This window comes from Aeromonas sp. ASNIH5, assembly GCF_002902865.1.
GTDB classification, from domain to species: domain Bacteria; phylum Pseudomonadota; class Gammaproteobacteria; order Enterobacterales; family Aeromonadaceae; genus Aeromonas; species Aeromonas caviae.
Genome location: NZ_CP026122.1, coordinates 1,400,002 through 1,419,654, shown reverse-complemented (window position 1 = coordinate 1,419,654; position 19,653 = coordinate 1,400,002). Strand labels below are relative to the sequence as shown.

17 protein-coding genes are annotated in these 19,653 nt (G+C 60.7%); 11 read left to right on the top strand and 6 right to left on the bottom strand.

The window, feature by feature from the left end; translation table 11 throughout:
- Nucleotides 1-292 precede the first annotated feature (292 nt).
- The 5 genes from C2U30_RS06250 to yciA all read left to right on the top strand — a co-directional run bounded on the left by C2U30_RS06250 (nt 293) and on the right by yciA (nt 7,586).
- Nucleotides 293-2,812 (top strand): bifunctional diguanylate cyclase/phosphodiesterase, encoded by a 2,520-nt coding sequence (locus C2U30_RS06250; protein ID WP_103243427.1) that lies wholly within the window; start codon nt 293-295, stop codon nt 2,810-2,812.
- Between the two features lie 83 nt (nt 2,813-2,895).
- Nucleotides 2,896-4,812: a transglycosylase SLT domain-containing protein gene (locus C2U30_RS06245; protein ID WP_103243426.1), complete on the top strand. Its 1,917-nt coding sequence runs from the start codon at nt 2,896-2,898 to the stop codon at nt 4,810-4,812.
- A gap of 177 nt (nt 4,813-4,989) precedes the next feature.
- Nucleotides 4,990-5,988, top strand: a complete 999-nt coding sequence (locus C2U30_RS06240; RefSeq protein ID WP_039038828.1) for a LacI family DNA-binding transcriptional regulator — start codon at nt 4,990-4,992, stop codon at nt 5,986-5,988.
- A gap of 247 nt (nt 5,989-6,235) precedes the next feature.
- Complete coding sequence (locus tag C2U30_RS06235) at nt 6,236-7,048, top strand: NAD-dependent epimerase/dehydratase family protein (RefSeq protein WP_103243425.1); 813 nt, start codon at nt 6,236-6,238, stop codon at nt 7,046-7,048.
- 139 nt (nt 7,049-7,187) lie between these two features.
- On the top strand, nt 7,188-7,586 hold the full coding sequence (gene yciA, locus C2U30_RS06230; protein WP_029314261.1) for an acyl-CoA thioester hydrolase YciA: 399 nt from the start codon (nt 7,188-7,190) through the stop codon (nt 7,584-7,586).
- A gap of 6 nt (nt 7,587-7,592) precedes the next feature.
- On the opposite strand, the gene C2U30_RS06225 is transcribed toward yciA, so the two are convergent.
- A complete protein-coding gene (locus C2U30_RS06225; RefSeq protein ID WP_010674132.1) occupies nt 7,593-7,817 on the bottom strand; it encodes a hypothetical protein in 225 nt (74 codons plus the stop codon).
- A 111-nt stretch (nt 7,818-7,928) separates the two neighbouring features.
- Between C2U30_RS06225 and C2U30_RS06220 the strand changes: the two genes are divergently transcribed.
- Nucleotides 7,929-8,774, top strand: coding sequence for an endonuclease/exonuclease/phosphatase family protein (locus C2U30_RS06220; RefSeq protein ID WP_029314263.1), 846 nt, complete (start codon nt 7,929-7,931; stop codon nt 8,772-8,774).
- A 96-nt stretch (nt 8,775-8,870) separates the two neighbouring features.
- Here the strand turns inward: C2U30_RS06220 and C2U30_RS06215 are convergent, their stop codons facing one another.
- The gene (locus tag C2U30_RS06215; RefSeq protein ID WP_233721078.1) at nt 8,871-10,121 is read right to left on the bottom strand and encodes a LysM peptidoglycan-binding domain-containing protein; all 1,251 of its coding nucleotides are present in this window, start codon (nt 10,119-10,121) and stop codon (nt 8,871-8,873) included.
- Between C2U30_RS06215 and C2U30_RS22890 the strand changes: the two genes are divergently transcribed.
- The gene (locus C2U30_RS22890; protein WP_010674135.1) at nt 10,122-10,394 is read left to right on the top strand and encodes a hypothetical protein; all 273 of its coding nucleotides are present in this window, start codon (nt 10,122-10,124) and stop codon (nt 10,392-10,394) included.
- 87 nt (nt 10,395-10,481) lie between these two features.
- On the opposite strand, the gene gloB is transcribed toward C2U30_RS22890, so the two are convergent.
- Nucleotides 10,482-11,246, bottom strand: coding sequence for a hydroxyacylglutathione hydrolase (gloB, locus tag C2U30_RS06210; RefSeq protein WP_053288602.1), 765 nt, complete (start codon nt 11,244-11,246; stop codon nt 10,482-10,484).
- Between the two features lie 79 nt (nt 11,247-11,325).
- Between gloB and C2U30_RS06205 the strand changes: the two genes are divergently transcribed.
- Nucleotides 11,326-12,048 (top strand): class I SAM-dependent methyltransferase, encoded by a 723-nt coding sequence (locus C2U30_RS06205; protein ID WP_010674137.1) that lies wholly within the window; start codon nt 11,326-11,328, stop codon nt 12,046-12,048.
- Nucleotides 12,049-12,054: 6 nt separating this feature from the next.
- Here the strand turns inward: C2U30_RS06205 and rnhA are convergent, their stop codons facing one another.
- Entirely contained in the window at nt 12,055-12,519 is a 465-nt protein-coding gene (gene rnhA / locus C2U30_RS06200) for a ribonuclease HI (protein ID WP_010674138.1), read from the bottom strand.
- Between the two features lie 75 nt (nt 12,520-12,594).
- Between rnhA and dnaQ the strand changes: the two genes are divergently transcribed.
- Together dnaQ and C2U30_RS06190 are read left to right on the top strand one after the other, a co-directional pair.
- On the top strand, nt 12,595-13,329 hold the full coding sequence (dnaQ, locus tag C2U30_RS06195; protein ID WP_041212726.1) for a DNA polymerase III subunit epsilon: 735 nt from the start codon (nt 12,595-12,597) through the stop codon (nt 13,327-13,329).
- The gene (locus tag C2U30_RS06190) at nt 13,326-14,576 is read left to right on the top strand and encodes a TIGR03503 family protein (protein ID WP_042865207.1); all 1,251 of its coding nucleotides are present in this window, start codon (nt 13,326-13,328) and stop codon (nt 14,574-14,576) included. Before dnaQ ends, C2U30_RS06190 begins: the two co-directional genes overlap by 4 nt.
- A 75-nt stretch (nt 14,577-14,651) precedes the next feature.
- On the opposite strand, the gene C2U30_RS06185 is transcribed toward C2U30_RS06190, so the two are convergent.
- Together C2U30_RS06185 and fadE are read right to left on the bottom strand one after the other, a co-directional pair.
- A complete protein-coding gene (locus C2U30_RS06185; RefSeq protein ID WP_103243423.1) occupies nt 14,652-16,169 on the bottom strand; it encodes an HD domain-containing phosphohydrolase in 1,518 nt (505 codons plus the stop codon).
- Between the two features lie 174 nt (nt 16,170-16,343).
- Nucleotides 16,344-18,800 carry an acyl-CoA dehydrogenase FadE gene (gene fadE / locus C2U30_RS06180; protein ID WP_041212728.1) on the bottom strand — a complete coding sequence of 819 codons (2,457 nt, stop codon included), beginning with the start codon at nt 18,798-18,800 and terminating at the stop codon, nt 16,344-16,346.
- A gap of 252 nt (nt 18,801-19,052) precedes the next feature.
- On the opposite strand from fadE, the gene lpcA reads away from it, so the two are divergent.
- The gene (lpcA, locus tag C2U30_RS06175; RefSeq protein WP_010674142.1) at nt 19,053-19,631 is read left to right on the top strand and encodes a D-sedoheptulose 7-phosphate isomerase; all 579 of its coding nucleotides are present in this window, start codon (nt 19,053-19,055) and stop codon (nt 19,629-19,631) included.
- The last annotated feature ends 22 nt before the right edge of the window (nt 19,632-19,653 follow it).

Below are 19,653 nucleotides of genomic sequence, written 5' to 3'. Positions count from 1 at the left end.
TCCCGCTGTCCATAAATTGTGAGCTTTTCCCGTTTCATGCCAAAAACCGCTTGAGCTCAGTGAAACAGGCAGGCAGTATCAGCAAATAGGATCGTTTCTGTCCCCCCTCGGCAGCGCCTTGTGTCGACCCGATGTTTGGTTTTTGCCGCATAGTCTCGAATTTTCTCCACCCACATCGCCTCATCGCATCGCAAAATCATTGCCATGCGCCGGTGGAGATATGCGCGCAAACGGATATGCTTTTCTGCAGGAGTCGGGGTGGATAACGTGGTTGTAGTGGTTGGAGTCGTAGATGAAGCAGCAAGCCACCCAGATGATGTGGTTTTATGATCGGCAGCATGGGCAATGGAGCCTGTCTGATCATGTCTCTTGTGAACCCTGGGCAGGGGAGGGAGCCCACCCCTGGGCCACCCAACTTGAGCGGGAAGATGAAGCGGGTTTCGCCGATTTTCTTGCAAGACTCCACGATTCCGGCCAGCCTGGCCAGTTCATCGGTCACCTGCGCGATGAGGACGGCAAGGTACACCATGCGCTCTGGTACGGTCAGTATGTGCCTGCACAGGGGCTCTGTTGTGGCTGGCTTGCCCCCCTCGAAATGATGCATCGCGAGATGGATCGCGCCGACTCCCCCGCAGGCGTGACACCGCCGCTTCCCATGTTGCAGGCCCCCTTGCTGGCCAAGCTGGCGCAGGCGCTCTCCGCCAAGACGGGGCTCGATTTTTGCCAGACCCTGGTCAACGAGCTGGCCCATATCCTGGGAGCCACTGCCGTCTGGCTGACGGAGCGGGTTGGTCTCGACAGGCTGAGAGTGCTGGCGAGCCACGGCATCGACGTCAAGGAGTATGCCCTCTGTGACATGCCCTGCCAGCAGCTCTATCGCCAGGGGTCCTCCTGCGCGGTCCCCGTGAGTGAACCCCTGACCGGGTATCCCGACCTGCCCCCGGGCCAGCACTATTACGCCCAGCCGCTGCTCGATCGCAACGGTCAGATCCTGGGCCATCTCGCCCTGCTGTTCCCAAGCCAGACCCGGACCACGGATCTGGACTCTGTCCTGACCATCTTCTCGGTGCGCATGGTGGCCGAGCTGGAGCGCCTGCAAAGCGATGCCCTGATGCGGCTGTCTGCGGTGGCCTTTGAAACTCACGAAGGGATCATCATCACGGATCCCGAGTTCAAGATCCTGCGGGTCAATTACGCCTTCAGCCAGATCACCGGCTTTGACAACCAGGGGGTGATTGGTCTGCACCTTGGCAACGATCTCTGGTCGGGGCTGGGAGGGCTGGGTTACGAGCTCAACGCCCTGGATCGCTGGCAGGGGGAAACCCTGCGCCTGCACGCCGACGGTCACGCCTATCCCCAGTGGGAGATCGTCACGCCGGTGCAGGATGAGAAGGGGGGGATCAGCCACTATGTCATCTTCTTCGAGGATATTTCCGAGCGCAAGGCGGCGGAGCGCCGCATCCAGGATCTCGCCTTCTATGACGAGCTGACCGGCTTGCCCAATCGCCGTCAGCTGCACGAAACTCTGACCCAGGCGTTCACCGATGCAAATCGCAGTCACCTCATCGGGGCCCTGCTGTTCATCGATCTCGACCACTTCAAGACCATCAATGATTCCCTGGGTCACGCCACCGGCGACTGGCTGCTCAAGGAGGTGGCCAGCCGTCTCAAGCGGCTGGTGCGCCAGGGGGATTGTCTGGCCCGTCTCGGCGGCGACGAGTTCGTGTTGTTGCTGCCAGCGCTCTCCATCAGCCCGCCCCAGGCGGAGATGCAGGCCGACCTCATCGCGGAGCGGCTCATCGGGGAGATCGCCGCCCCCTATGATTTCAGAGGCCAGGTGCTGCACATCGGCGCCAGTGTCGGCATCACCCTCTTCCCCGGTCGGGAGCAGGAGGCGGGGGATCTGCTCAAGCAGGCTGACACCGCCATGTATCAGGCGAAATCGGCGGGCCGCAAGACCCGGCGCTTCTTTGATGCCTCCATGCAGTTGCAGGCCGACAGGCGTCTGCACATTCACAACGAGCTGCGCAGTGCCCTCGACAATGGGGAGCTGACTCTCCACTACCAGCCCCAGCATATGGTGGCGGGGGGGGAGATCATCGGTGTCGAGGCACTGATCCGCTGGCAACCCCCCGGGCGTGCCCTGGTGTCGCCCGCCGAGTTCATCCCGATTGCCGAGGAGACGGATCTCATTGTCGACATCGGCAACTGGGTATTGCACGAAGCCTGTACCCAGTACGTCTCCTGGGAGGAGAACGGGATCCACGTCCCCCAGCTCTCGGTCAACGTGAGCGCCAAACAGTTCCATGCTCCCGACTTCGTCGATCGCATTCACGATGTGCTGGCGGCCACCGGCATGGATCCCGCCTGCCTCAACCTGGAGATCACCGAGTCGGTGGTGCTGGGTCATGCGGAAGACACCATCAGCAAGATGGCGGAACTCAAGACCCTGGGCATCAGCTTTGCCATCGACGACTTCGGGGCGGGGTACTCTTCCCTGAGCTACCTCAAGCGGCTGCCTGCTGACGAACTCAAGATCGACCGCTCTTTCATCCAGGACATTCCCAAGGATGGTGACAACATGGCCATCGTCGAGGCCGTGATCGCCATGGCCCGCCACATGGGGTTCAACGTGACGGCGGAGGGGGTGGAGTCCCGCCAGCAACTGGAGTTTCTGCAGGCGCAGGGCTGCCATTTCTTCCAGGGATACCTCGCCTCCAAGCCGCTCCCTGTTCCCTACCTTGAACGCTATGTCAGCCGCCAGGTACGCGGTGATCGCCCCGTCTGCATCGATAAAAATAGTGTGGCGTAGCGCCCATATTTAACGGGTAGAATGAAGGTATCTCACCACCGCCAGCGGGCGGTGGTTATGCCTCTCAAGGGAGAATACCTTTCGTGAAAGCCGTGCAGGGAATCATCTTTTCGGCGCTGTGCGTGCCAGGGCTAGTGGCACCCGCCTTTGCGCAAACCATGGAGCAGTCTCTCTATCGCCAGGCCCATGAGGCCGTGCGTGCCAATGATCAGGTCAAATTCAGCCAGCTTCGCGCACGCCTGATCCACTATCCACTGCTGCCCTATCTGGATTACTACCAGCTTGCGTTCCGTCCCGGGGCGGCAGACTACAACGATGTGACCCGCTTCATCCGCCAGCACGGGGACACCCCCCAGTCCAACCGGCTCGAGCGCAGCTATCTCACCTATCTTGCCCAGAGCCAGCAGTGGTCCCAGTTCCTGCGCTTCTATCCGGCCAAGCCAAGCTCCACCGATCTGCTCTGTCAGCACTATCAGGCCCGCTACTACACGGGGCACAAAAGTGAAGCCCTGCAGGAGGCAGGCAAGCTCTGGTTGAGCGGTCAATCCAGGCCCGATGCCTGCGATCCCCTGTTCCAGCTCTGGCAGCAGGCAGGTCTGCGCACCCAGGAGAAGATCTGGGAGCGCATGAACCTGGCTTTCGAGGCCCAGAACCCCAACCTCATTCGCCACCTCGGGGCCCAGCTCGGCAGCGGCATGAAGGGGTATGGCGATCAGATGATCGCCCTGTATGACCAACCCGTGCGGGCGATGAATCCGGCCAACTTCACGGCGGCGCCCCCGTCGCGGCATCTGCTCTCCCTGGGGCTGGCCCGCTACGCCAACCAGGAGCCCGACGCGGTTCTGCGCCAGCTGGGGGAGATGACCCGTCGCTTCGGCCTGAACCATGCCGAGGTGAGTCGGGTGGAGAAGGCGGCCGCCCGCCGCCTGTTGTTGGACCGCTCTTCTGACCAGCGCGCCTGGCTGGATACGGCCCTGGTGCGGCTCAAGGATCCGGAGCTGGTGGAGCTGCGGGCCCGTCTTGCCATCTGGGAGCAGGATTGGCGCGGTCTCGAAGGCTGGGTCAAGCGGATGCCCATGGGGCTGCAAAAAGAGGATCGCTGGCGTTACTGGATGGCGCGCTCGCTGGAGAAACAGGGGCGGCAGAAACCGGCGCGGGACCTCTATCTCGAGACTGCGAGCCTGCGCGGCTTCTACGGCTTCATGGCGGCCCAGCGTACCGGTGTGCCCTATCGCATGAAGAACCAGAGCGTGGCGCACAAGGTGCCGGACTGGCAAAGTGCCAGCCGCCGCTGGCCCTTCCTGCTGCGGGTGCGTGAACTGCTGGCGATGAACGAGATCACGGCGGCCCGCTCTGAGTGGATCCACAACATGGATCGCAACAGCGTGGCCCAGCGCCTGGAGTTTGGCCACATCGCCCTCAACCAGGGCTGGCACGAGCTGGCGATCCTCTCCAGCATCCGTGCCGAGGCCTGGGATGCGCTGGACCTGCGCTTCCCGCTGCCCCTCAAGCGCACCTTCTCCCAGATGGCACAAGAGCGCACCATGAACACCAGTCTGCTCTACGCCATCTCCCGTCAGGAGAGCGCACTCTATCCCCTGGCCCAGTCACCGGTCGGGGCGCGGGGGTTGATGCAGCTGATGCCTGCCACCGCGAAAGAGACGGCCGGCAAGCTTGGGGTGCCCTATCGCAACGAGCAGCAACTGTTCGACCCGGCCATGAACATTCGTCTTGGCAGCGCCTACCTCAAGCGCCTTCTGGATGTGTATGACGGCAACCGGATCCTGGCGGCGGCGGCCTACAATGCGGGTCCTGGCCGGGTCAAGCGCTGGCGCGAGCAGAGCGACAACAAGCCGATGGATGTCTGGGTGGAGAGCATCCCCTATCGGGAGACGCGCAACTATGTCCAGAACGTGCTCTCTTTCGATCTCATCTATCAACACAAGCTGCAGCAGCCCTTGCGTTTCATGTCGGAACGCGAGCTGAATCACGCCTATTGAGTTCGGGGGCAGTCGTTGTCGCGGCTGCCTCCCATTCTTGCCCCAGAATGGTTATCATCCCTTAAGCTTTGTTACAAAAAGAAACCTGCCAGGTGATCGGGCGCCGCGTCTTGGTCTGTCAGGTTCGATACAATGCCCGATCATCACTGACAGGCTTTTCCAACAAAGGAATCGAGAGTGGCAACGATCAAAGATGTGTCTCAGCTGGCGAATGTCTCCATTTCGACAGTGTCTCGAGTGATCAACAACACGGCGCAGGTGGCGCCCGAGAAGCGCGAGGCTGTCCTCGCGGCCATGAAGGAGCTCAGCTTTCGTCCAAACAGCTTCGCCCAGGCCCTGGTGAGCAAACGCTCCAACTGTATCGGTGTGCTGGTGGGGGATCTGTGTGGCGGCCCCTTCTTCGCCCAGATGATGCGCGGCATCGAAAGCATGGTCGACAAGGCGAACAAGTTCACCATCGTGGTGTCCGGAAACCACGATGCGACCCGTGAGCGGCACGCCATCCAAGCGCTGCTGCAGCGCCAGTGCGATGCCCTGATCCTGCACAGCAAGGCGCTGCCTGACGAAGAGCTCAGCGAGCTGGCGTCGGGCACGACCCCCATCGTCTTCATCAACCGTCAGGTGCCAGGCTGCGAGGATCGCTGCGTCTGGCTGGACAACCAGGCCGGCATCACCACGGCTTGCCAGCATCTGCTGGACGCGGGACATCGCAAGATTGCCTTCGTCACCTCCGATGACGAGGAGTTTGTGGATGGTCAGCAGCGGATGGCCGGCTATCGCTTCGCCCTGCAACGGGCAGGTATCGAGCTGGATCCTGCCCTCATCGGCCGTGCCTATGCCGACGAAAAAGGTGGCTATGTGGCCATGAGTGAGCTGCTGGCGCGCGGCGTCGAGTTCAGCGCTGTGCTTGGTTTCAACGATGCCATGGTGGCGGGGGCGATCTCCTGTCTGCTGGAGCGGGGTTACAAAATACCCCAGCAGGTCTCTGTGGTCGGTTTTGATGACATCCCCTATGCCCGATACATCTATCCCAAGCTCACCACGGTACGTTACCCCATCGAGGAGATGGGAGAGCGGGCCGCTGAGCTGGCCCTGCGGCTGCTGGATCACAAGCCGGTAGAGGGATTGGCGCTCAAATTCGAAGCCGAACTGGTACGGCGGGAATCTGTGGCCTGAGTCATGAAGTTGGCCCCGTGCGGGTCGACTTTTTTGCAAAAATAGTGAAAGCGCTTTCAGAAATCCTTTTCAACTGTGATCCGCTTCAAAGCTTTTTGACCGCGCTGCCACTAGGATAGGCCCACGAATTAGGAGCGTGCGCTCCCGATTTTCCCGCTGTGGGAGGTAACCGGTTAATCCGGCTATTTCCTTCGTTACTTTCGACGGTCATCATTGGATGGCCGTTTTTTTTTGTCAGGATCCGGGTATGACGAACGAATTTGAGTATCAGACGGGTATCGTGGGCGCCGGCTGGCTGGGTTTGCCCCTGGCCAGGGCATTGCAAGAGCAGGGGCAATCTGTCGCGGTGACGGTCAGTACGGCCGAAAAGGCTGAACGGCTGCGGGGGGAGAGTATTGCTGCCTGGCCGCTGTTGCTCACCCCTGACATGGGGTCACTGCCTTTTCGCTGTCATGACCTGGTGATCTGTGTGCCCCCCAGCAAGACCGGTGATTACCCGGCGTCCGTGGCCAGCCTGTGCCGACAGGCGAGGGAGGCGGGTGTTCAGAGGGTTCTTTTTATCAGCGCGACTTCGGTCTGGGGGGCCGGACAGGGGGAGGAGGATACGCCCGCTCCAGCCCATGACAGAGGCTTGCGGATGCGGGCGGCCGAGCTTGCCGTGCTGGAAGGGCATGTTGACTGCGCCATGATCTTGCGCCCGGCCGGACTCTATGGTCCTGACCGTCACCCCGGCCGTTTTCTGGCGGGCAAGACGCTGGCCGGGGGAGGCCAGGCTGTGAACCTGGTGCATCTGGACGACGTGGTGGCCGCCTGTGAGCTGATGCTGGCCCGGGGGCAGGATGGGGATGCCTACAATCTGAGTGCCCCCGTTCACCCGCGCCGGGAGCAGCTCTACCCCTTCGCGAGCCGCCTGCTCGGGCTGGTGCCGCCGCAGTTCGTTGAGCCGACGGGGGAGTTTGCTCCCATCGAAGGTCAGCGCATCTGCCAGCAGCTTGGTTTCGTCTATCGCTGGCCGGATCCGGCCCACTGGTTTGCGGACGGGGCGGCCTTGAAGGGTTGAACGGGTCGTCGCCATCCGGGCCCCGGAGTCGGTCATCTGGCGTGCAAACCAGATACGGCGCGCGCTCCGGGACAATTGAGGTTTGCCAAGGGGGGGATCGCCCCCTATCATGCCGCCATCCATGATAAAGAGAGCGGTAATGATGGAAGAGACCAAGCGCCACCCCGATGGGGAGCTGTTGCTGAGAACCCTGGCAATGCCAGCCGATACCAACCCCAATGGCGATATCTTCGGCGGGTGGATCATGTCCCAGATGGATATAGGTGGGGGCATCATGGCCAAGGAGCTGGCAAAAGGGCGCATCTGTACCGTCTCGGTGGAGGGGATGACCTTCCACAGCCCGGTCAAGGTGGGTGACGTGGTGTGCTGTTACGGTCGCTGCCTCAAGATTGGTCGCAGCTCCATGCGACTCAAGCTGGAGGTCTGGGTCAAGCCGGTATTGCGGGAGAACGAAGCCCAGCGGTACTGCGTGACCGAGGGCGTCTTCACCTATGTGGCCATCGACGATCAGGGCAAATCCCGCCCCGTCCCGGTCTGAGTCTGCTCAGATGAGCCGGGCATTGATGATGGATATTTCCTGCTCAAGCCCGGTTTTTTGCCGTATCATGCGCTCCAGCATCTCTTCCGACCCCACGCACTGCCGGGTGTCGAACAGACAGAGATCACATTGGGGATCCCGCCTGATTTGATAGACGGTGGAAAGCTCCACTTGATGACAGGTTCCCTGTTGATCGTAAAATGTCACGCGGTACTGGTGCTGTCTCGCCATCGTTGAATTCCTTCTGGATGAGTCGGGCCGGACACGAATAATGAGACTAGTCGGCGACCGTGGCCTGTGTGAGGGCCATGTCGTCTTGCAGAGGCAGGTGATTGTTAGCCAATGAAAAATAGTTATCGGATTCTGGGAACGTCCCTGCTGACGTTGGGGCTGGTCGGTTGCTTCGAGGTACCGGATCAAGATCATCTGGTGACTGCGGCAGGTATCATACCTGGCGCAAGCTGTGACAGACCACCTCTGGTGGCGCTCGCCTCCACGGCCTTGCCGAGGGAATTTGGCATCACCGTCTGGAACCTCTACAAGGGACAACGCAAGAACTGGCGGGAAGGGCTGGATGAGTATGCCAAGTCCCAGGATCTGGTGCTGCTGCAAGAGTCGGCGACCCGGCCCGAGATGCTGGACTGGCTGAAGAGAGGCGATTTCCAGTGGCAGCAGTTGCAGGCCTTCACCCAGGGCGGTGTCTCCTTTGGCGTGATGACGGTGGCGAAAACGCCGCAGGCGTTTGTTTGTGGCGTCCGTTCCCCCGAACCCCTGCTGCGCATCCCCAAGTCAGGTCTGGTCAGTCTCTATCCCTTGCAAGGGGATCCTGACGGCGTGCTGGTGGTGAATCTCCATGCGGTCAATTTCGAGCTGGGCATGGCGACCTTTCGCGAGCAGCTCAACGATCTGACTGCGTTGATCCATCGCCACCAGGGGCCGGTCATCCTGGGTGGCGATTTCAACACCTGGAGCGACAAGCGCGCGTTCTGGTTGAACAAGCTGGTGGGTGAGCTTGGCCTGCAGGAGGCCATACCTGTACCTGATCTGCGTCGCACCGCCTTTGGCCGGCCTCTGGATCACCTCTACTATCGCAATCTGGATCTGGTTGAGGTGAGTTCACCGGCTACCGATGCCTCTGATCACAACCCCATTCTGGCGCGCTTTGCGGCCCAGGCCATCACACCCTGAGTCATCCCTCAGGGGGAGAGCGGCGTCGCCGCTGGTTCATGCAGACAAAAAAATACCCCGCATCAAGCGGGGTATTTTTTGGATTGCGACGAGCGATCAGCTGTTGTTCTTAACGAACAGAGTCAACTCCTGACCTGGCTTGAGATAGTCACTCTTGCCGAGCTGGTTCCAGCGCATCACATCGTTGACGGCGACCTGGAAGCGGGCTGCGATGGAGGAGAGGGAATCACCGCGGCGCACCTGATAGACCATGGACTTGTTGCTGCTCTTGCCCTGCTTGGGCCAGACCACCAGCTTCATGCCAGGCTTGAGGGCCGACTTGGCGTTCAGGCCGTTCCACTTGGCCAGGTCGGCGTGGCTGACCCCGTGTGCCTGGCTGATGCTCCACAGGTTGTCACCGGAGCGCACCTGATAGTTCACCTTGCCACCACTGCGGCTGGCGAGCTGCTGCGGCTTGCTCTGGGCAACCTGGGTTGCGCGCCCCCCATTGGGGATGATCAGGCTCTGGCCACGGCGCAGGTTGTTGCCACGCATGTTATTGGCCAGCTTGAGCTGTTGCACGGTCACCCCGTGATTCTGGGCGATCCGTGACAGCGTATCACCACTGGTGACCTGATAGGAGCGCACGCCACGGGTACGTTCACGCTGGGGCAGATCGGCCAGGGCCAGCTCCAGGGTGTCGGCGTACTCGACGGGGACCAGCAGGTTGTAAGGGCCCTGCGGCGAGGTCATGCCACGCTTGAGCGCAGGATTGAGCGCCTTGAGCTGGGAGGCGGAAACGCCAGCCAGCTGGGCGGCCACGTTCAAATCAATCTGACCACCGGTATTGATGGTTCGCAATTGCGGCTTGTTGGCCAGCACCGGCAGGGTGACATTGTATTTGTCCGCATTGCGGATCATGTCGGCCATGGCCAGGATCTTGGGCACATACATCCGGGTTTCGCGGGGCAGGTCCAGCGACCAGTAGTCGGTCGGACGACCAGCCCGCTCGTTGCGGGTGATGGCGTTGCGCACCCGACCTTCACCGGCATTGTAAGCGGCCAGGGTCTGCAGCCAGTCACCGTCGAAGAACCGGTTCAGGTACTCCAGGTAATCCAGTGCGGCATTGGTGGATGCCAGGACATCGCGTCGACCGTCGTACCAGTTGTCGTGGCGCAGGCCGAAATTCTTGCCGGTTGCAGGAACGAACTGCCAAAGACCGACCGCATTGCTGCGGGAGCGGGCATTGGGATCGAACATGCTCTCGATCATGGGGATGGTAATAAGCTCCATTGGCAGCTCACGCCGTTCGATTTCCTCTACCATCAGATACAGGTAGGGCTCAGCCCGGCTGGCAATGGTCGCCATATGCTTATCATTGCGCAACAACCAATCACGCTGTTGGCGAACCCGGGCATTATCGTGCGAGTCCAGCTGCATATCATCGCTGATACGCACCCACAGGTTATCAGTGTCATCCAGCTCTTCTATCTGTTCGTCGCCGAACAGCATCCGAGAAGAGTGTTTTTTGTACGTTTTCTTGCTGACTTGGGGGGATTTGATCGGCTCGATTGCCGTTACCGCCCGGTCATCCTGATGGCTCAGGTTTTGACAGCCGCTGAGAAACAGCGCTGCCAATAAGGCCGTTCGTAGCTTCATCTCGCTCAGGTCATCTGTGGAAAAACAGCTCGCATCATAAGGGGCAATGCCCCCCTGATCAAGGTTTGTTCAAAAAACGTCCTTCCAGGCCCGCAGAACAGCGAAGGTATCCTCTGGATTTTCCAAGCATTTAAGGGCGTATTTCTCAGCAGAAAATTTTACCGAGTCCTGCTCGCAGCGCAGAAAAACATTGAAATTCCGCTCATCTCCCAGCCGGGAGGGGAGACTCGGGAGGCCCTGCTGACGCAGTTTGCTGATCACGCCGATCTGCCGCTGGATCGCCAGGTTGTCGGGCTCGACCGCATGGGCGAAACGCAGGTTGGAGAGCGTGTATTCATGGGCACAATAAAGGAGGGTCTCATCGGGCAGTGCCGCGAGCCGTTGCAGGGAAGTGTGCATCTGTGCCGGGGTCCCTTCGAACAGACGGCCGCAACCGGCGCTGAAGAGGGTATCGCCACAAAACAGCATGCCCTGGCCGTAATAGGCGATGTGCCCCAGGGTATGACCGGGCACATGGAGGACATCCAGACTCAGGCCATGCCAGTTGATTTGATCCCCATCGTCGAGCCACTGGCCGTGATGGTCCGGCATGGGGTCATGCTTGGGGCCATAGAGGCGAGCGTGGGGGAAGTGTTGCAGCAGCTCGGGTACGCCCCCGACGTGATCGCGGTGGTGATGGGTCAGGAGGATGGCATCCAGCACCAGATCCAGCGCAGCCAGCCGTTCCAGCACGGGAGCGGCCTCGCCCGGATCGACGACCAGACAGTGATTTTCATGACGGATCAACCAGATGTAGTTGTCGCTGAAGGCGGGAACTGTGATGACGGTATACATGGGTCGAGGTCTCTTGTGTTCTCTTTAAGGAAGGGATCTTATATAACTGGATGGCATTCGCCCCCGAGTTGGTCCCATTATGCAGCTGGCACGTACCGAACAACAGATCGCGCTTCCGACCAGTTGGTCCGCACTGCCCATGGGGGACTGGGTGGCCGCCGAGCTTCAGGAGCGCCTCGACAACTGGTGCCCCCACCTCTTTGGCTATCACTTGCTCAAGATAGGAGCCCTGAGCGCCGAACTCTCCTGCGGTTGTTCCACCATTCGCCATCAAATCGGTGTCGCCCCCGGCGGACGGCTGCTGGACATCCAGGGGGATCCGCTCGCCTTGCCGGTGCGATCGGGGAGCGTGGATGCCTGCCTGCTGGCTCACTGCCTCGATTTCTCGCCGGATCCTCATCAGGTGCTGCGGGAGGCAGAACGGGTGCTGACCGACGATGGCTGGCTCATTGTCAGCGGTTACAACCCGCTCAGCCTGGTGGGGCTGGGTCACTATCTGCCCTTCATGCGGCGGCATCTGCCCTGGTCTGCCCGCATGTTCACGCCCGCACGGGTGACCGACTGGCTACAACTGCTCGGCTGCGAGGTGATGTTCGACGAGCGGTTCGGTTTCTCCTTCATGGGCAGGCAGAGCAAGATCGGCTGGTGGCGGGAGAGTCTGGGGCGGGACTATTGCCGCTCCCTGGCGTCTGTTTACGTGATTGCCGCCCGCAAGCGGCGTTTTCCCGTGACACCGGTACGTCGCCGCTGGCGGCTGCCGGAGTCGATGGCCGCGCCAGGAATGGCGCGCCAGGGCGGCTAGCGGGCATCAGGGCTGGTAGCCGCTGTCTTCAGCAAGCTGCTTGCCACTGGCGGCCTCACGGGCAAGCTCGTCACAGCGTTCGTTTTCCGGGTGGCCCGAGTGTCCTTTCACCCAGAGCCATTCGATCTGGTGACGGGCCACTTCCGCATCCAGGGCCTGCCAGAGATCGACGTTCTTGACCGGCTGACGGTTAGCGGTCATCCAGCCCTTCTTTTTCCAGCCGATGATCCATTGGGTGATCCCCTGGCGCACATACTGGCTGTCGGTGGTGAGCCGCACCTGGCAGGGTTCGTTCAGGGTCCGCAGCCCCATGATGGCGGCCATCAGCTCCATCCGGTTATTGGTGGTCAATCGAAAACCTGCGGAGATCTCCTTGCGATGCTTGCCATAGACCATGACGGCACCATAGCCGCCGGGGCCCGGGTTGCCTAAGCAGGAGCCATCCGTGAATAAATCAATCTGTTTCAACATGAGCAATCAATCTGTTTTAGCGAGAGGCTTGGGGTAAACTAGCGAGTAAAACCGAAGTTTGACATGGATTTGATCATGAGCACACCCCAACTGAATCGCCAGATCATTCTGGATACCGAAACCACCGGCATGAACACCGCGGGCGGCCCTGTCTATCTTGGGCACCGCATCATCGAGATCGGCTGTGTGGAGGTGATCAACCGCAAACTCACCGGCAACCATTTCCACGTCTACATCAAGCCGGATCGGCTGGTGGACCCCGAGGCCATCGCCGTGCATGGCATCACGGATGCCTTCCTGGCGGACAAGCCCTCTTTTAGCCAGATAGCGGACGATTTCATCGAGTTCATTCGCGGCGCCGAGCTCATCGCCCACAACGCCCCCTTTGACGTGAGCTTCATGGACTATGAGTTCAGCAAGCTCGGTCTGAACTTCAAGACGGCGGATATCTGCGGCATCACGGATACCCTGGCGATGGCGCGGGATCTCTTCCCGGGCAAGCGCAACAACCTGGACGTATTGTGCGATCGCTACGGCATCGACAACTCTCACCGTACCCTGCACGGCGCCTTGCTTGATGCGGAGATCCTGGCGGACGTCTACCTCCTGATGACGGGTGGCCAGACCAAACTCAATCTGGCGAGCGAAACCAGCGAGAGCGAGACCAGCCAGGATACCGGCATTCGTCGTCTGGAGAGCAATCGCCCACCGCTCAGGGTGGTGCGCGCGAGCGACGAGGTGGCAGCCGTTCATGAAGCGAGGCTGGATCTGGTACAGAAAAAAGGAGGTGCCTGCCTGTGGCGGCAATGAGATCGCTTTGGGGGCTGCTGCTGCTGGCCTCCCTCCCGGCCGCGGCCAACGAGGTGTTTGCGCCTTCCGACATTCCTCTGCTCGACAACCGCTTTCGCATCGATTATGGCGTGAAGGAGATCACCTTCATCATCAAGCGCAAGCCGGGGACGCCTTCGGTGATCCTGGTGCGGCCCGATGGCAGCAAGCTCTATGTGGGCAAGGTCAAGCCGCCCGACGTGGGCTGGTTGCCCCTCAAGGATCAGGATCTCATCACCATCCGCGACCCCATGCCCGGCCCCTGGCAGGCGATCGGAGAGGTGGACCCCGACAATCGGGTGCGCCTGCTCACCGACATTCAGGTCGAGAGCGAGCCGCTACCGGCCCGCCTCTATCAGGGTGAGCGGGTCAAACTGCAATCCCGTCTGCTGATCGATGGCGCGGCGCCTGGAGCGGGTTACTACCTCACCGATCTGGGCATGACCGTCAAGCTGCAGCAGTTCAACGATGCCAGCCAGAGCGGCGATCCCGTGTTCGAGGAGACCCTGGGACGTTACATGGATGATGGCAAGGGGGTGGACGAAGTGCCGGGGGATGGCATCCTGACCGCCGAGGCGGTACTGGACGTCCCTGCGGGAAAATACCGAGCCCTCTTCAGCACCGGCAATGAGGTCTTCTCACGAGCCCAGTCACAGCAGGTGCTGCTCTACCCCTGGCCGGTCAGCTATTCCCTGAATCCCCCCTCCGGGGAGGGGGGAGCCAAGCTCTCTCTGGTCATCGATGTGGATGAACTGGATCCCGCCTCCGTGGTCATCCAGGGCAAGGCCATCGACGGCGGCGGCAGTAGCATGACGTTCAACGAGGTGGCGACAGCGCCGCGTTTTGGTGTGGATCTCTCCGCCCTCAAGGCGGCAGGGCAGTACAAGGTAGAGGCCACCCTCTTTGGAACAACCCGGCTCGGTCGCGAGGTGCAACTGCAATTGCCGGCCAAGTCGTTCACCATAGCACCACCTCCCCCCCCTCCCGCACCCTCTGCGGCCATGCCCGCATCCGCCGCCACCCCCGATCGGTTCGAGGAGCGGGAGAGTCCGGTCTGGCTGCCCTGGGCGCTGGGGGGAGGTGGCGTGTTGCTGCTCTTGCTGGGGGCGGGTGGTTTCATTCTGCTGCAAAAGCGCCGCACTCTGCACAAGGCAATGGCGGCGCAGAAGGCGCAACTTGAAGAGACGCCAGCAACCCCCAAACTGGATCTCAATCTGCCGGAGCAATAATTCCGCGCACATTGCAAAGAAGCCGCCCAATGGGCGGCTTCTTCATGGTGGCAAGTGGATGGGGTGAATCCGATATCAGTGAGCGCCGATATAGATGTCTTTGTACTGCTCGCGAATATCGAGGAATTTCTCCAGATTGGCCAGCATCAGGTCCACCAGGAGGGGGTCGAAGTGCTCTCCTTTCTCCTCCTTGATCAGCGCCAGCACCTGATCCAGCGGCCAGGCCTGCTTGTAGCAACGATCCGAGCCCAGGGCATCGAACACATCCGCCAGGGCGACGATGCGTCCTTCCAGCGGAATGTCCTCTCCCTTCAATCCGCGGGGATAGCCGCTGCCATTCCACTTCTCGTGATGGTTGCCCGCGATGGTGGCGCCTATCTGGAACAGGGCCAGGTCACTGCCGGAGAGCATGTCCTGCCCAAGCTGGGCGTGGGTTTTAATGATCTCCCACTCCTCGGGAGTGAGTTTGCCCGGTTTGTGCAAGATGGCGTCCGGGATCCCCACCTTGCCGATGTCGTGCAGGGGAGAGGCACGCTTGATGAGCTCGCACCTGTCCTCATTCATGCCGAGCAGCTTGCAGAACAGTTCGGTGTAGAGGGCCACCCGCTTGACGTGCAAGCCGGACTCTTTCGAGCGGCTCTCCACCAGTTCGCCGATGCGATAGATGATCTCTCGCTGGTTGTCACCGTTCACCTCGTTGAGCCGGATATTCTCCAGCGCCACTATGATGTTTTCGGTGAACAGGCTCAGCAGCCCGGTGTCCATCTGGCTGAGCGGGCGAGTGGTCTCGATGTGGAACAGCAGGTGATGACGGGCATTCTGGCAATAGAGCACCATCTGGTTGCCATCGTAGACATTGGCTCCCTTGGTCATGGCACAGCGCAGGATTTCCGGCGCATCGACGAGGCGCAGCATGGGACCATCGCTGAGCAGAGGCTCGAGCACCTGATCCCGCACCTCATACGCCAGGTGCTTCACATCGTAAATCTGGGACTCTTCCAGATTGAGCAGGGCACTGAGCTGGGTCTGGGCTCCTTCGACGAACTGGCGCAGGGCACGCTGCTTGAAGATCCCCTTGGACGCCTCGATGACCTTCTCCAGCCCCTGTCGATTGCTCTCAAGGGTTCGGATGTCCCGGTAAGAACGCAGGCTGGCGCGCAACAGGGTGCGCAGTTTCTGGGAGGTAAGTTCGGTCTTGTCCTTGTAGTCGTTGATGTCGTAGTTGGTCACCACGTCATCTTCCGGGGCCTGACCGGGCTGACCGGTTCGCAGTACGATGCGCACCATCTTGTTTTGCAGCTCGTCGCGCACGAACTTGACCACCTCGAGACCGGCATGATCGACCTCCATGACGACGTCGAGCAGCAGCAGGGCGACATCCGGGGTGAGGGCGAGCAAGGCTTTGGCTTCAGCCGCAGAGTAGGCGTGCAGAAAATCGATCGGCTTGCCGTCGAATTCAAACTTGTTCAGGGTGATTTTGGTGATGCGATGCACTTCGGGTTCATCGTCCACTATCATCACCTTCCAGCCGGCGGGACGCGGTGCTGATTGGGGAAGATCTTCATCATCAATAATCAGGATTTGATCATCCATTATGCAATCCTGTGTGTGATCCTGTGCTTACCTTAACCGCTTCATTCAATATAGGAAACGGATTGATATCCAAAATATGATCCAGTCGGTTTCTCTTTCTTCGTATCGAATGCCATCCACCAGCCCTTTCATGAAAAACGCCTCCACAAGGGAGGCGTTCTGGCATCAGAGGCATCAAGCTGCCCTGTGATAAGCGGAGGCTTCAAACAGTGCCTTGTTGGCCACCAGGTCGACGGGATCGAAGTCATCGACGTTGATGGTGCGAAGGCGACTCTCCTCGGCGCGCCGCAGCAGGTCCGCTTCGGCCTGGTTGATGACACCGAGGCTCAGGCCCGCCTCTGCCACCTTGTCGAGCTGGGTGAAGGGGCGTTTGCTCCCTTCGGCTTTGCACACCTTGTCAAACAGCGGCTCTGCGGTCAGCACATCGTCCAGCGCCTGTTCCAGCAGCCCGAAGGGGTTGCCCTCCTCGCGCGTCAGATATTGGCCCTCGGCCAGACGGCTGCGAGTGGCACTTGGCACCTGGAGCAGGCGGGCTACCTGGCTGTCGAGCTTGTCGGAGGGACGCTTCAGGTCGCGACCAAGGGGTAGCACGATGGCGCGCAGGGCCAGACCAATCCAGCGATTCGGGAAGTTGCGCAGCAACTCGTCGATCGCTTCCTGAGCCTTGAACAGGGCGTCTTGCAGTGCCCAGTGCAGCAGCGGCAGGTCGGCCTGCTGGCGTCCTTCATCCTGATAGCGCTTGAGGGCGCTGGAGGCCAGATAGAGCTGGCTCAGCACATCGCCAAGGCGGGCAGACACCCGCTCTTTGCGCTTGAGCTCGCCACCCAGGGTGCCCATCGCCATGTCTGACAGGAAGGCAAGGTTGGCGGAGAGGCGAGAGAGCTGCTGATAGTAGCCCTTGGTCTGATCCTTGTAGGGCGCGGCGGCGAAGCGGGCACCGGTCAGCCCCAGCCAGAAGCTGCGCACCAGGTTGCTGATGGCAAAGCCCACATGGCTGAACATCGCCTTGTCGAAATCTTTCAGCGCCTGTTCTTTGTCGGGGTGGCTGGCGGCCAGCATCTCCGGCAACACATAGGGGTGGCAACGGATGGCTCCCTGACCATAAATGATCATGCTGCGGGTCAGGATATTGGCTCCCTCGACGGTCACGGCGATGGGCGCCCCCTGATAGCCACGGGCCAGATAGTTGCTCGGCCCCATACAGATGGCCTTGCCGCCATGGATGTCCATGGCATCGATGATGCACTTCTGGGCGCGGTCGGTGAGGTGGTACTTGACGATGGCGGAGATGACCGAGGGTTTTTCACCGAGATCGATGCCGGTGACCGTCAGTTTGGCGGCGGCGCCCATGATGTAGGCGTTGCCACCCAGGCGTGCCAGCGGCTCTTCAATCCCTTCCATCTTGCCAATCGGCAGCTTGAACTGGCGACGGATGCGGCTGTAGGCACCGGTGGCCAGGGCCAGCATCTTGACGCCGCCCGTGCTGTTGGAGGGCAGGGTGATGCCGCGGCCGACGGAGAGACACTCCACCAGCATGCGCCAGCCCTGACCGGCCATGGCCGGACCGCCGATGATGAAGTCGAGCGGTACAAACACGTCTTGGCCGCGGGTCGGGCCGTTCTGGAACGGCACGTTGAGCGGGAAGTGGCGACGACCGATATCGACTCCCTTGATGTGGGTCGGAATGAGGGCGCAGGTGATGCCGAGCTCTTCTTCCTCACCCAGCAGGTGGTCAGGGTCACGCAGCTTGAAGGCGAGGCCGAGTACGGTGGCGATGGGAGCCAGGGTAATGTAGCGCTTGTTCCAGGTCAGGCGCATGCCGAGCACCTCTTCCCCTTCCCACTCGCCTTTGCAGACGATGCCGAAGTCGGGAATCGAGCCCGCATCAGAACCCGCTTCCGGACTGGTCAGGGCGAAACAGGGGATCTCCTTGCCGACAGCCAGACGGGGCAGGTAGTAATCCTTCTGCTCGTCAGTACCGTAGTGTTGCAGCAATTCACCCGGCCCTAAGGAGTTGGGAACGCCGACGGTGGAGGCGAGCACGGCGCTGGCGCCGCACAGCTTTTGCAGCACGCAGGACTGGGCGTAGGCGGAGAACTCCAGCCCGCCATATTTCTTCTTGATGATCATGGCGAAGAACTTGTTGTCCTTCAGGTATTGCCACACCTCGGGAGAGAGATCGGCACGCTCGTGGGTCACTTCCCAGTCGTTGACCATGCGGCACACTTCTTCAACCGGACCGTCCATGAAGGCCTGCTCTTCGGCAGACAGCGTGCTGACCGGAATGGCGTGCAGCTTCTTCCAGTCCGGGTTGCCGGCAAACAGATCCGCTTCCCACCAGGTCGTCCCCGCTTCGATGGCTTCCTTCTCGGTTCGGGACATCTCCGGCATGATGGACTTGTAGATCTTGAACAGCGGCTTGGTCAGCTGGTTGCGGCGAAACTCCACCAGATTGAGGGGCAGGGCTATCACCGCGAACAGCGCCCACACCAGCAGGGGCACATGGCCATAGAAGGTGCCGGCGACCAGGGCGGCGGCCGTGGCAAGCGTGGCGGTGAACAGGGACGCACGGCGATAGGCCATGGCGCCGATCACCAGGATCACCCCGAGCAGAGTGAGGGTCGTCGTCATTGTTTGCTCCTTGCATGAATTGCCGAGGTTGGGAAATTGGCGTTAACTGATCCAGAGGTCTGACCTGTTGGATGTGGCCCCTGTTGTAATTCATACGCACAAACTTATCAAGCTGTTTACAAGCCTGTTACCTTGGCTCTGTGATCGGCATAACGCGCTGCCCGCCCCATCTTGGCGGGCGGGGGGCGACGATTGGACTGGCTTGTGCGACAATGCCGCCACCCTATGTTGGACGACGAGATTTCAAGAACCATGTACCAAGAACTGATCCGCAACGAGTTGACCGAGGCTGCCAGCGTGCTTCAGGCGTTCCTGGCAGATGAGCAAAATCTGAAAAACATCGAGGCGGCGGCCAGGCTGCTCGCCGACTCCTTCAAGCAGGAAGGCAAGGTACTCTCCTGCGGCAACGGCGGCTCCCACTGCGATGCCATGCACTTTGCCGAGGAGCTGACCGGTCGGTACCGCGAGAACCGCCCAGGCTATGCCGGCATCGCCATCTCCGATCCCAGCCACCTCTCCTGCGTCTCCAACGACTTTGGCTATGACTATGTCTTCTCCCGCTATGTGGAGGCCGTCGGCCGTCGTGGTGACGTGCTGCTCGGCATCTCCACCAGCGGCAACTCCGGCAACATCCTCAAAGCCATCGAGGCGGCCCGTGCCAAAGGGATGAAGGTGATTGCCCTGACCGGCAAGGACGGCGGCAAGATGGCTGGTCTGGCCGATGTGGAGATCCGAGTGCCGCACTTCGGTTATGCCGACCGCATCCAGGAAGTGCACATCAAGGTGATCCACATCCTGATCCAGCTGGTTGAAAAAGAGATGGCCAAGTAATCAACGATCCGGGATTGAGAGG

Bases quoted from the DNA above. Each gene is read 5' to 3' on its own strand.
- C2U30_RS06225 (WP_010674132.1), bottom strand. From the start codon at position 7,817: ATGGCGAGACAGCACCAGTACCGCGTGACATTTTACGATCAACAGGGA.
- C2U30_RS06250 (WP_103243427.1), top strand. From the start codon at position 293: ATGAAGCAGCAAGCCACCCAGATGATGTGGTTTTATGATCGGCAGCAT.
- gloB (WP_053288602.1), bottom strand. From the start codon at position 11,246: ATGTATACCGTCATCACAGTTCCCGCCTTCAGCGACAACTACATCTGG.
- fadE (WP_041212728.1), bottom strand. From the start codon at position 18,800: ATGACGACGACCCTCACTCTGCTCGGGGTGATCCTGGTGATCGGCGCC.
- C2U30_RS06215 (WP_233721078.1), bottom strand. From the start codon at position 10,121: ATGGCGACCATTGCCAGCCGGGCTGAGCCCTACCTGTATCTGATGGTA.
- C2U30_RS22890 (WP_010674135.1), top strand. From the start codon at position 10,122: ATGCTTATCATTGCGCAACAACCAATCACGCTGTTGGCGAACCCGGGC.
- rnhA (WP_010674138.1), bottom strand. From the start codon at position 12,519: ATGTTGAAACAGATTGATTTATTCACGGATGGCTCCTGCTTAGGCAAC.
- C2U30_RS06235 (WP_103243425.1), top strand. From the start codon at position 6,236: ATGACGAACGAATTTGAGTATCAGACGGGTATCGTGGGCGCCGGCTGG.
- dnaQ (WP_041212726.1), top strand. From the start codon at position 12,595: ATGAGCACACCCCAACTGAATCGCCAGATCATTCTGGATACCGAAACC.
- yciA (WP_029314261.1), top strand. From the start codon at position 7,188: ATGATGGAAGAGACCAAGCGCCACCCCGATGGGGAGCTGTTGCTGAGA.
- C2U30_RS06185 (WP_103243423.1), bottom strand. From the start codon at position 16,169: ATGGATGATCAAATCCTGATTATTGATGATGAAGATCTTCCCCAATCA.
- lpcA (WP_010674142.1), top strand. From the start codon at position 19,053: ATGTACCAAGAACTGATCCGCAACGAGTTGACCGAGGCTGCCAGCGTG.
- C2U30_RS06220 (WP_029314263.1), top strand. From the start codon at position 7,929: ATGAAAAATAGTTATCGGATTCTGGGAACGTCCCTGCTGACGTTGGGG.
- C2U30_RS06205 (WP_010674137.1), top strand. From the start codon at position 11,326: ATGCAGCTGGCACGTACCGAACAACAGATCGCGCTTCCGACCAGTTGG.
- C2U30_RS06190 (WP_042865207.1), top strand. From the start codon at position 13,326: ATGAGATCGCTTTGGGGGCTGCTGCTGCTGGCCTCCCTCCCGGCCGCG.